Annotated in this window: 9 protein-coding genes; 1 reads left to right on the forward strand and 8 read right to left on the reverse strand. The window is 44.1% G+C overall.

Annotated elements, in window-relative coordinates; all coding sequences use genetic code 11:
• Positions 1 to 3: 3 nt before the first annotated feature.
• The 3 genes from ABEQ74_RS22925 to ABEQ74_RS22935 all read right to left on the reverse strand — a co-directional run bounded on the left by ABEQ74_RS22925 (position 4) and on the right by ABEQ74_RS22935 (position 4184).
• A complete protein-coding gene (locus ABEQ74_RS22925; RefSeq protein ID WP_430124475.1) occupies positions 4 to 924 on the reverse strand; it encodes an ABC transporter permease in 921 nt (306 codons plus the stop codon).
• Between the two features lie 191 nt (positions 925 to 1115).
• On the reverse strand, positions 1116 to 3431 hold the full coding sequence (locus ABEQ74_RS22930) for a helix-turn-helix domain-containing protein (RefSeq protein WP_430124476.1): 2316 nt from the start codon (positions 3429 to 3431) through the stop codon (positions 1116 to 1118).
• Between the two features lie 216 nt (positions 3432 to 3647).
• Positions 3648 to 4184 (reverse strand): hypothetical protein, encoded by a 537-nt coding sequence (locus ABEQ74_RS22935; protein ID WP_430124477.1) that lies wholly within the window; start codon positions 4182 to 4184, stop codon positions 3648 to 3650.
• 263 nt (positions 4185 to 4447) lie between these two features.
• Between ABEQ74_RS22935 and ABEQ74_RS22940 the strand changes: the two genes are divergently transcribed.
• Positions 4448 to 5827, forward strand: a complete 1380-nt coding sequence (locus ABEQ74_RS22940; protein WP_430124478.1) for a hypothetical protein — start codon at positions 4448 to 4450, stop codon at positions 5825 to 5827.
• A gap of 334 nt (positions 5828 to 6161) precedes the next feature.
• Here the strand turns inward: ABEQ74_RS22940 and ABEQ74_RS22945 are convergent, their stop codons facing one another.
• From ABEQ74_RS22945 to ABEQ74_RS22965, 5 genes are all read right to left on the reverse strand, one after another.
• Positions 6162 to 6923: a CPBP family intramembrane glutamic endopeptidase gene (locus tag ABEQ74_RS22945; RefSeq protein WP_430124479.1), complete on the reverse strand. Its 762-nt coding sequence runs from the start codon at positions 6921 to 6923 to the stop codon at positions 6162 to 6164.
• Positions 6904 to 7449 (reverse strand): helix-turn-helix transcriptional regulator, encoded by a 546-nt coding sequence (locus tag ABEQ74_RS22950; protein ID WP_430124481.1) that lies wholly within the window; start codon positions 7447 to 7449, stop codon positions 6904 to 6906. The genes ABEQ74_RS22945 and ABEQ74_RS22950 overlap by 20 nt, the downstream gene beginning before the upstream one ends.
• 176 nt (positions 7450 to 7625) lie before the next feature.
• A complete protein-coding gene (locus ABEQ74_RS22955; protein ID WP_430124482.1) occupies positions 7626 to 7964 on the reverse strand; it encodes a hypothetical protein in 339 nt (112 codons plus the stop codon).
• 64 nt (positions 7965 to 8028) lie between these two features.
• A complete protein-coding gene (locus ABEQ74_RS22960) occupies positions 8029 to 10284 on the reverse strand; it encodes a PQQ-binding-like beta-propeller repeat protein (RefSeq protein WP_430124483.1) in 2256 nt (751 codons plus the stop codon).
• A gap of 613 nt (positions 10285 to 10897) precedes the next feature.
• Entirely contained in the window at positions 10898 to 12106 is a 1209-nt protein-coding gene (locus ABEQ74_RS22965) for a sensor histidine kinase (RefSeq protein ID WP_430124621.1), read from the reverse strand.

The raw sequence follows: 12106 nt of genomic DNA on the forward strand, positions 1-12106 counted from the left end.
CCCTTACCACAGGCTGGTCTCCGAATATTTGCGTACGATCCGGTTGGCTGCAACGACCAGAATGAAGCCAATCGCCGATTGGAACAGGCCCACCGCAGTTGCAAAGCTGAAATCGGCATCCAGGATGCCCCGCCGGTACACAAAGGTATTAATGACATCTGAGGTTTCATAATTCATCGTGTTGTAAATCAAAAGGATTTTCTCAAAGCTGGCCTCCATGAAATTACCTAGCGACAGCACGAACAGAATGATCATGACCGGCACCATACCGATGAACGTAATATGCCGGACCTGCTGCCACCGATTTGCCCCGTCCATCTTGGCCGCTTCATACAGCGTCGGATCAATCCCGGCAATCGCAGCCAGATAGAGAATGGTGCCCCATCCTACCTTCTGCCAGATTTCGGAGCCTACGTACACCGTCCTGAACCACTCCGGTATGCCCAGAAACATGATCGGCTCCATACCAAACAGCTTGACGAGGAGATGATTCACCACGCCTGTGGTCGGAGACAGGAAGGTGACAAGAATGCCAGCGATCACGACGGTGGAGAGGAAATGCGGCATGTAGCTGATGTTTTGCACAAACCGTTTGAACCATTTGCTCTTCAGCTCATGGAACAGAATGGCCAGGATGATTGGCGCCGGAAAATGAAACAGCAGATCGTACACATTTAGCATGATCGTGTTACGAATCAGCTTCCATGCATCGGGGGTGACATAGAAAAATTCAATCAAATGCTTTAGACCGACAAACTTGCTTCCCAAAATGCCCCGGCCGATCGAATAGTCCTGAAAGGCGATGATAATGCCGTACATCGGCGCGTACTTGAATATCAGGTAGTACAAAATGCCGGGCAGCATCAGCAAGTACAACGCTTTATGTTTTCTCAGAATATAGATGGTCCGTGATAGCTGCGCCAATAATTCCCACCTCCGCTTGAAAGCATTTACATTCCATGTGTTGTCCCCACTATACGAGCCGTGTTCCCTCTGCGTAAAGCAAACATCTTTTCCTTAAGACACACCTTTTGCGGCGCAGACGCAGCAAGGCTTTACGCCCTAGTCCTATGCAAAAAAAGAGACTTCAGAAAAAATGCAGTCTCTTTTTTTACCTAGTGGTGAAGGCTCCTGTATTTGGCAGGCGTGATCCCTTCATACCGGCGAAAAGCACGTATCAAGGAGTTCCTCCCCCAATACCCCACCTTCTCAGCAATATCATCGATCTTCATATCTGTTTCGAGCAAGAGTTGCTTGGCCTTCATCAGCCGATACTTTGCGATATACTCTACATACTTCTCGCCGACCACCTCCTTGAAGGTCCTGCTGAAATGCCCAATCGACATATTCAACATGCCTGCAAAATGCTCGATCGACAGTTCTTGATCATAGTGCTCATGAATGTATTTCACGATCTCACTGAACTGTTGACTCCGGCTGGTCGAAGCCGGCTTCCGAAACAGAAAGCCATGAATGTCCTTGAAGCATTGCGTCAGCTCGTCCCATGTCATGCAGCGATTCATTCGTTCGAACAGACTCGAGTAATACGGAACATTCAATTCATTACGCTCTGATTCCACCGCACGAATCCATGTATTGAGCACATCGGCAAGCAAGTACTTCATCTGAATAGCTGATGCATCCTTGGTTTTCCCCTCTTCCAGCAGAGAAAGAACGGATTGGAGCAGCTTGTCAAACTCACGTGTTTTGTACTGATTGACAATTCGCTGGACCTCCTGCACCGCGAGGAAAGAATCCCACTGCTGAAGCTCCCGGGAAGGCTGACTGCCACATATCTCCACGGGTGAATGAAGGCCGCGATATGTCAGCATGGCACAGGCATGGTCATAGGAATAGTGCAGTTCTTCCACCACGTGAACGGTTCTGCCGATACCGATCGTCGCTTTATAAAAGGGAATGTACTCCAGCAAAATATGCCGAATTTGCTCCGCTAATTTTTCCGGATAACCTTTAACCTCCGTGATGTGTCCGTGCTCCACAATACAAGCCGTCAAATCCGGTCTTGTCTGACAGATCCAGACCATACCAGGTGCCAGCCGGTGAATTTTGTCCTTCAGCTCCGTCAGTAAAAAAGTCTTGGTGGATTCCGATGCCCCATCGTAAAAGGACCGGTCATAGTGAAAAGAGATACACAGGACAGTTCTAGCGGCCTTATGGATGTAAGCGAATTCAATTTCCTTGGCATAGAATTGAATTGATAAAGCATCGCGGTATTGCCCCAGTAGGATTTTCGTTAAAAATTGCTCCTGCATGACTGGAAGCATCCCATTCACCATCTGAAACAGCTCTTTATTCTCCGTCATAATGAACTGAGAGTAACGCTTGATAAGATCGAACTCGTTTCCTTCATGGCCGGCTTCTCCCTTCGGAACATGATGCAGCTTCAGTTCATCCTTGATCTCCCGGATCGGCAGGTATAATCGCCGGCTTAAATAGTAAGAGGTGAGTGCGCCGACAACGAGGAAGAACAGAAGGAACAACCAACAGATCCAGCGGGTTATATAGACTGGCTTCATCAAAGTACCTACATCAATCATGCTGATATAATGCCAGGACTCATTAAAGCCGGATGCCATGAAGGACACCCCTGTCTTGTCCGATATCGTAAACCCCGAACCGAAACCATCCGTACGTATTCGCTGCTGCAAGGCGAGCTCATCGTCCGGTTTCAAGCCATGCTGGGTTATCACATTGGCGCTCTCATCCACAATCGCGGTGCCCGTAACCCACCTCTCTGGCATATGGATCTGCTCTTCAAGCTTGTCCGATTTCACCTCGACCAGAAGATAGACTTCGGGGGAAGCCGTATTAAACGGATAACTCATCGAAGCTGTTAAAGAGGTTGATGACTGCATGAAATCCATCATTTTCTTGCCGGACAATTCGGCTTCCAGCTGATGGCGGCGGTTTGAATTCAGCGGATATCGCGATTGAAAATAATACTGTTTATTCGTATAAGTCTCTGCATCGATCATCAAATCCTGGTGCACAAAATAGTAATACGCCTTCTCGACGAGAGCCTCCGATTCCAATTGCTGCAGCTGCTCCCGCAGGGAATGAAGCAGTTCCGGAAGGAGCTGTTCATCCGGCGAAGAGGACATGGGAACGCGCAGTACGCTCCGTAATCTGGATGTACTGAGAATATTAATCATGCTTGTCTTCAAGGATTGAAGCTCCTTGTCCGTCTGCTCGGAGAATCGGTTCATCATCACTTGATTGAAACGCTCGGCATCCTTCTCTATGATGCGAACAACCAGCACCTGGGCCAGAACAGACGCAACAATTACAGGAATGAGAATGAGGAGAAAATAATTGGCGAACAGCCTCCAAAACAGGGTATTCTTTCTGGGCGGCGGAGAATTAGAATTCCCCGGCTCGGGAGATCGGTTAAACGGTATCCTGTGTTTCATGCATGTCCCCCCCTTTATGGAAATAGCAAATATATATAATCTTTTATTTACGTCTACTATATTTTGATGCAAGTTATATTATTCGCTGCATCTTCTGTGCATGGGCTAAAAGCTTATAGCAGAATCAGTGCTAACCAAAAAGAAACCTTGAACGGCATCAAGCCTTTCAAGGTTTTCATTGATTTTTGACTATTCGATATACACTGAAACCCATTGTTATTTTTCCAAATCAAATGTCTTAATCAACTCACTGACTTCTTCTAAAGTTTTATATTGTTCTCTTAAACTCTTGCCTTTAATTTTATTTTCAAAATCCAGTGTATCTACAATTTGAGAAACATACGACATGTATACTTCCAACTTCTGATCCACTTCATCATTTGATTCGCCAGCAATGCGGTTACTTATAGAGTAACCAACGGGTAATGAAGTCATAGGGCTATTAAACATATTGATATCATCAGGAAAATTTACGTACTCACCAACAGAATTATATTTTTTGGTCAGATTGAAGTTATGGTAAATATTAGCATACGCTCCGACCAGTGCATTCACATAATCAACATTGTCCTCTTGATGGCCAAGTGCAGTTTTTAAATCTAGTAACACTTCACTTTGCTGAATGGCATATTGAAGGACCGCTCCTTTTTTCATATCCGTATTATCACGATATAAGAAAAATAAACATACTATTAAAACAATATTTAAGCTCAATGAAATCGAGATAATGCTTTTCCATTTACTAATCCTCATACCCGATTCCTCCCACCTTCTGTAGAATTATTTATCATCCCCCATGGTTTTTCTTTTATTTTTGCAATAATAACTTCTTTTTATTTTAGTTTTTTTTATTATTCACCAAACTTTATGACCTGCAAAGTCATTATATACTATTAAAGGAAATATTAGGTATAATTTAAAGTTTTAAGAAATCAACGAGGGGTGGTTAATCGAAAAATTGCTTTGCGAGGAAGTTTTTTATGATTTTATAAAAACACATTGAGGAGTTGCATTTTATGAAAAAAATAAAGTCTCTAATTCTTGTTGTAGTTATGTTAGCTTCCTTTTCTATCTCGGCTTATGCTTCCGAAAATAGTATCGCAATGAATAATGGCGTAGCTATACCTATTGAAGAATTTGATCAGTTATATGGCCAATCCGATAGCAAAGTAGATGCAATTAGTAATTTAGAGAAAAACGCGAGTATTTCACTTTCTGAAATTCTAGTTAAGGATAATACATTGAGTTTTAAGGCAACAGTTAACTATGATTCACAACAAAAAGAAGTGTTTGCATCTGGGGAATTATTCAACAGCACAAAGAAAAATATGGGGATAAATAGTGTTGTAGCCGACCTTAAAGATGAAAATCATAATTTTGATATTCAGCTTTTTGAGGTATTCTATGGAAATCAAGATGCTAAAACTTCAGTACTCAATTCATCCATAGTAGACCTCTCCCTTCTAGAATCTCCACATGTTAATATTTATTTGACAGATTCCAATAATAATCTAATATTATTTGAAATTTCAATTCCTGACGAGTTAAATAACATAACTGTGAATCATAATGAAATGACAGCGGCAGTTAAAGATTATGCTTGGTTTGTAAATGTGTTGCCGCGTAACGAAATTCAAGAGATAAAAGCAACTCCTATGGCAATCCAAGAGGCAGGACTAGACATATCTAGTATTTCACCATCTGCAATAAACTATGATTCTGATTGGGTGGATACAATACTATACTATCAAGAAAGAATTGGTGGTGTTTTATATGAATGGAGAAGTCTACCGATGGGTACTTGGTATGCACAAAATGTATCGAATGATACAACCTGGACTAATGCCTTTAAAGTTTCAGAAAGCACAACAGCTGATGGTGTGAAACTCTCATATGGGACTAATATTTTCACATATGAAGATGTAAATCTTGTTACTACTGTCGGAGGTAAGACAAAGATTACGAGAGCTTATATTGCAGGTGTGTTAGAAGGTAAAGCAAGTGGCTCTTCTTTGGCTGCTCTAATAGGTGCAAAACTCTATAGTACAGCTCTTCCTGGAGCACCATCACTAAGTGAGATTAAATCCTGGGCTTCAGCTGCTAAGGCAGCTATGGTAGGAAAGACCATTACTCTAGGTTCTTCTAATTTAATTGTGAATAATGAAGCAGCAGTTTCCCAATCTGCTAGTTCAAAGAGCAATGTAATATATAAAAATACTACTTCCTCGGGAGGTCATAGTTTAACTCTACAAACGGTTGCTCAATATAATAGCTCTACAAACACATCGGTCACTACAACTGGCATGATGGATATATCATGGAAAACAAAGCTGGGCGTTTCTAACTATAATACAGGTTCTAACCATATTGAGTTCACGTACACTAGTAATCCATAAAAATAAATATTCAGAATATATACTGAAAAAAACTTGGGATAAATTCAATTTCCCAAACCATAACAGAAGACTAGAATTTAAACATGATCCAGGGCAAGTTATTTTTCGTTTTACTTATAGTTTTCTTGTAGCAAAAAAAGACCAACTCATCATCAGAGTTGGTCTTCTTCATTCAGCTCTCGAACTAACCGAGTTGCCCATCGGTATTGTTCAGCATCCTCGAATGCACACCTCATCTAAGGAGATGCATCAGACGGTTGCTCAATAAAACAGTTCAATTCCACTCGGTCCAGGTACTTCTGTATTCGTACTACTGCAATGCGCCTCGAACACACTAGATCGCATGATCCACTTGCGCAGAAACCCGAGGTTTTTTCAATGAGAAGGACAGCCATATACAGTAAAGGGCAAGCACCAGCAAGATGAAGAGGTCGTAACCGATAAATGCATCACTATTGTCATTGCCAACAAACTGGATAAAGTTATGTAGGAAGTGGAACAGAATGAGAGGAATAATATTGTTGTTTTTCACCATTAACAGAGCCAAAACAGCGCCTATAAGCAGAGCATAGACAATCTGTAAAACCGTTTGGAAGGCATCCTGACCTGACAAAACGTTCAGTACATGCGTAATCGCAAACAGAATACTGGAGGTGATGACGGCCGTTTTAACGCCCTTTGACAGCAGTGTCTTCAGGATCAAGCCCCGATAGATGCTCTCTTCAACAAACCCGACAAGCAGTGTGAAGAATATAAAGAACAGGATCTCCGAAACGCCGATCTCACGCATCCCTTTAAGAGAAATGACGACCAAAATAAGGAGTAAGGGCGAATAATAGACCCAACCGGCGGCTGGGATACTGCTCAGCTTACGGAAACCAAGCGTAGTCCACTTCTTTTTCCAAGTGAAGTACACAATCAACACCAGAGCAATTGGGATAAATGAGATCAGAACAGGTGAAGTATAACTCAATTCATTAATGGTAGCATAAGCTCCTGCAGCAAATACGGCTAATAACAGCAGAACCTCGATAATGACTACAGTAAGAACCGGGCGTTTCTGTGAAAAAGAATCGTTAATTTCCAGGTTTGACATGGTTCAATTCCTTCCTCTCCATAATATCCTTCAGCCATTGCCGTTCCATCTGTAAATGATTCAGTCCATAGGACAGAACCGAAACCCGATAATAATAATTCTCCGGATGTTCGATTTCAGCCAACTCTCCCGCCACGATGCTCTTCACCGCTTCAAGCATGTGAATTTCTTCATCCACCTTAAATGAATATTCCGCCAAGCGCTTTTGACGAATATCTTCTTCCAAATAATCGAAAAAGAATATGCGGATCAGCTGCTCATTGCGCCCCGCCTGTATCGGTCCGGACAACCATTCGAGAAAAGCCTGCTGGCCGCTAGGCAGTAGAGTATACAGCTTCTTGTTCTTGTTATTGTCGGTTTCTGTTAATGAAACCATGTCTTTGTCTGCAAGTCTCTTGAGGGCAGGATACAGACTTCCATAACTAGCTTTGTAGAATGTGCCTACAGTACTGTCAATGGTTTTCTTCAAGTCATAACCACTCATGGTTCCTTCCATCAGCATGCCGAGGAGGATGTACTCCAGCATTTCTCATCACCACATTTCTTATAAATATATCTATTTGATATATCGATTCGATACATTTATAATTACATTTTTCTCCAACATAGTCAAGGATAAATTTGAAAATATTTACTCTTCTTCTCCGCAATCAACAAAAAAAAACGCGCTTGAAGCCTGTGTCCAGACTTCAAGCGCGGATGTTATTCCATACGCTCAAACACTTTAAAGCGCCGATTTTCCAGTAATGCCACCAACTTATCATCATCCACGATATAGATCTCAGTACCCTCCGGCAGCTCATTTGATGCTAAATTCGTATCCGGATATTGGTCCGGCTCGACCTTCTTCTGAATCGTGCCCGCCAAGGTCAGATCCGTCTCTGCAAAAGCCTCAGGGCGCTCTATACCCTTTCCAATATATTCATCATCATTATATTTCAACAGTGAAGCGTAACTGGCTGACTGTTTGCTGCACCCTACGCATTGGATCAACAACAGGCTGAGAACCATAATTCCTGCTAGCGGTAGCTTTCTGCCCATAGGTTTTCCTCCTTTGCAGTATAGTCCAGTTGGCATCATGTCTTATTTACTGATAAAGCGGGACTTACAGCTCATCCAAACGTTTCATCAATTCTTCCACATCATAGCGAATGAACGCGCCATTCACCGTGCCGATGAGCACTTCATGATCCGTTACGTTCAGCGCGCCGTTTCTGGCATCCTGTTCGCGTAAATCCACATTTCCAGTGATTACGTTATGCAATCTTCCCAGGCTCTTGCCATTCTCCTTGTCCAGCACCACAAGATCGCTTCCCAAACTCAGAAGTAAATAGCGACCCAGGACTCCATAGCTGCTGCCAACCAGATGGGAAAGATCATCGCTCACTGCAGCCGTATTCTCCATCTTCCATAGGACCCTGCCGTCCTCTATTGACACAGCTGCCGGAATGCCATTTAGGGTAAGATACACTCGTTCTCCCTCTATGACCGCCCGCGCTGCTTTCCCCTCAACTGTCCAAACCACCTTGTCTTCGATGCCATCGTATAATAAACTTTCATACGCGGTTGCTCCGCTGAAATATTGTCCATTCAGCGCCCGCTGTACCAACAGATACCGCTCATTCAGCACTTCAAACCGTTCCATCTCACGGGCTGGGTATCCACCTTCACGCTCACCGGTTTTTGTATTGAGCAGAACCCATTCCTTGCCAAGCAGCATCCATCTTGTTGTGATGTCCGCAGGAGATAACGGATCATACCGATATCCTCCGGTAAAATAAGGATCTTGGGTCGGATCATCCATAAACTTGTTTCCGACTTTATTATTCCACACGGCTTTGCCTGTATCGGGATCATACGCGTAAAGCCGTCCATTCTGTTCGATCAGCACATGCGGATCATCCGAGCCCTGATTCAGCAAACGGTGCTCACCAGATAATGTCTTTTTCCAACGGAGCTTTCCGGTTTTCTGATCCAGCACACTCAGCACGCTTTTGGTTTCATTCGGATTGAGCGGCTCATCTATAATAATTGTGTTAGCTGCAGCTTTCATCGTCAGGCCAAACTCATTCTTAGGTTTAAGCTCCCATAACACTTGTCCATCCGATAACCGGATGTGCCGTATTCTGGCCACGTAGTCCTTAATCGCCGGGTCATAGGCCGAAAACATCGTAACATGCTTCCGATCTTGATCCAAAACGGCCGTATATGCTCCAAATCCTGCATCCTCCTGCCACAGCTTCTTGCCAGTGCGGCGGTCGATGGCATACAAGGAAGAATTGTCATGCATCCCGCTGAACCCTCCATCATCTCCCTTGAGGAGCAGGACATCCTCGTTAGCTCCAAGAAGAAACGTATGATTCAAATTACCCTGATTTCTCCAATTCGGCTCAGCTTCTATGGTTTTCAGTGGCGGCATGACTGTAAAACGATAGGTAAACTCGTAATCATCACCTGGACTATAACTCCGCTCGAAGGGTCCCGCCGCAGGAATCGTCCACTCACTAGCCGTCAGCTTTCCGGATGGGGAGAAGGTCACGCTGTAATAGCTATCTCGCTGCTCATATCTCCAGGTCTCTCCAAATATCATCGGTTTGCCTGAACGGGGCTCCTGATTTCGTGATATCTCTCTTGCCTGCGGCTCCCCAAGAAGTGTTTTCACATAAGAAGAAGAGGTTCCTCTCTTGAATAGAATTTCCGTCAAGTTGCGCACTACATCGGTCGACACTTCCGAATCCCCAGCCAGAAGCCGGCCAGGCATCGATTTCCTGGCTGTTACGTCCTTACTCTGCACCCACAACATTGCCGGACGATATATTTGGTAATCTTCCTTCCACTTAGAAGGACTGATCATGACACCGTACCAGTCCTTCCACTGCGCTATGGCGATAAGGGATGTTCCCGTTTGGGATGTCGGCCATTTCAATGCACTTCCGGGAGCAAGGAAGATATTGCCGCTGCTGCCCAATTGAAGCGAGAGCGGTGAAATTTCTTTCACATTGGCTGCTTCCTTGGAAACATACCAGGTCGGGAGCCATAAGTCCCCTCGGGAATCGGTTTGGAAAAACGCCATTTCTCCCTTCACAGAGCTAAGCCTTAGTGATTCTCCCTTGGTCCCATAATAACTCACCTTGAGATTCTTCAGATTGCTGTTCTTGCTAAGCGCACCAGGGAAAAAGGCAGTCTTATGCTGAATCGTTACGCGCTGACCGGATGTAAAACTCCCGGCTCCGACAGTATCAGCGAATACCGTATGAGCATGCTTCTGCGTTTGCAGAGCAGGGTGCCCAACAAGTGAAATACAGACAGTAGCCGCTATACCGATAAATAGTCGCTTTCGGATCGACATGCGTGAACCCACAGATATCACCCTCTTCCATTCAAGCTCTTATATTTATGTAAACGCTATTATAAGACAATATGTTCCAAAAAGAAAACAAAAAAGCTCCCTTTGTTTAAGGAGCTCCTTTCACAGCTCTATATCCATTTGTCATACCAGATGGATGAGAGATAACTCCAGTTGGTCTGCCTGTCGTTTTACTAATACGGTCGTTCATCCCAGTACTTATATCTTCCCATATTTGCTCGAGATAGGAGGTATAGGTAATCGATGTGTCTTGAGACATCGGCTCTCCTACGCATCCCGATAATAATATGACGCCAACGATCATAAAGACTGACAGACATCCATGCACTAGCTTATCGTTCCCTTTCGAATTAGGTGATAACTGCAATTCCGGATACCTCCTCATGTATGTATCACAAGAAAGTATAGGAAATATATCTTATCATTCGGTAGGGCAAATTCTTAACGATTACTTAAATATAACTGAACATTTACATTCAACTGTATAAGTAAACTTGTCTTCTTTCTTCGCTCATTAAGAAACGCTCCACTGAGGGAGCGTTCTAGATTGAATCCTGATTATTATGAAGATAGATAAACAGACATTCGGTAAGTGTGAAGCGTCCTGTTATATTTGTCTGGGAAACCGCGTCTCGAAGGTCGTCCTGTGGCGATCGCTTCGTACTCGGATCTCGCCTCCCTGCACCTCTACGATGCTTTTGGTTATTGCCAAGCCCAAGCCGGTCCCTCCTGTCTGCTTCGAGCGGGAACCCTCCACCCGGTAGAAGCGATCGAAGATGAACGGCAAATCCCGCTCAGGAATTGGATCGCCATAATTGGTAAAGCTGATGCTCACCTGGTCTCCATCTCTACGAACCGCGATGTCGATTCTCTTGCCACTTCCCCCATAACGGATCGCATTAGATATTAGATTCTCATAAGCCCGGACGAGCTGAGCGCCATCGGCCTGAATGACAAGCCCTTCCTCTGCTGAAAGATTGCATGCGATCCTGTTTTTCTCCAAAATTGGAACCGTTTCCTCGATCAGCTGCCTAATGAACTGAGCCATATCAATCTCCTGAATCTGCAGCGGAAGCCCGTTATTGATTCTTGTATATTCGAACAGATCATCAATCAATTTCTTCAGATTTTGCGCTTTCTCATATGCAATATTCACATAATAGCGCAGCTCTACTTCATCTTGGTACCGGTCTTCCTCGATCACTTCCAGAAACCCCAGTATCGATGTAAGCGGCGTCCGCAAGTCATGGGATACTCCCGTGATCAGGTCATTTTTTGTCTTCTCTGCGTTACGCTCCTCCAATATAGACTGATGGAGCTGCCTGCTCATCTGATTAATACTCTCTGCCACTTCACCCAGCTGGCTGCCCGAATGAACCGGAATTTCGGTATCAAAATTTCCTTTGGCTATCTCTCGAAGTCCGTGGGTGATCTCATCCAAATAAGCATTCAGCTGCTCAGTCATGCGATTGATGCTGGAAGCGATGTTACCCACTTCGTCTTGGGATTTAAGCTCGATTCTCGCATTGAATCGTCCAGCTGTTACATCCTGAACACCAGTTTGAATCTTCTTCAGATCAAGGACAAACCACTTCGTGCTCATATAATAGCTGACCAAAAAGAGGATGACGCCCGTAACCATCAAGACCGGCTTAGAGCCAATGTTATTAATGAGCCATGCTAAGGGCTCTTTAATTACCGGAATGCCGAGTATGAGCGTACTTAATGCATAGAGTATGATCAGCAAGGCTGCTGAGATACCGATGCTGGTAAGCAGCATGAACAGCATCTTCAGACGTATGCTTTGAAGCCTCAT

Origin of the sequence: Paenibacillus solani, assembly GCF_050475945.1 — a bacterium.
Taxonomy (GTDB): Bacteria; Bacillota; Bacilli; order Paenibacillales; family Paenibacillaceae; genus Paenibacillus_AQ; species Paenibacillus_AQ solani_A.

Excerpts from the sequence above, each read along its gene's own strand:
- ABEQ74_RS22965 (WP_430124621.1), bottom strand. The coding sequence starts at position 12,106 with ATGAGGCTTCAAAGCATACGTCTGAAGATGCTGTTCATGCTGCTTACC.
- ABEQ74_RS22940 (WP_430124478.1), top strand. The coding sequence starts at position 4,448 with ATGAAAAAAATAAAGTCTCTAATTCTTGTTGTAGTTATGTTAGCTTCC.
- ABEQ74_RS22930 (WP_430124476.1), bottom strand. The coding sequence starts at position 3,431 with ATGAAACACAGGATACCGTTTAACCGATCTCCCGAGCCGGGGAATTCT.
- ABEQ74_RS22935 (WP_430124477.1), bottom strand. The coding sequence starts at position 4,184 with ATGAGGATTAGTAAATGGAAAAGCATTATCTCGATTTCATTGAGCTTA.
- ABEQ74_RS22955 (WP_430124482.1), bottom strand. The coding sequence starts at position 7,964 with ATGGGCAGAAAGCTACCGCTAGCAGGAATTATGGTTCTCAGCCTGTTG.
- ABEQ74_RS22950 (WP_430124481.1), bottom strand. The coding sequence starts at position 7,449 with ATGCTGGAGTACATCCTCCTCGGCATGCTGATGGAAGGAACCATGAGT.
- ABEQ74_RS22945 (WP_430124479.1), bottom strand. The coding sequence starts at position 6,923 with ATGTCAAACCTGGAAATTAACGATTCTTTTTCACAGAAACGCCCGGTT.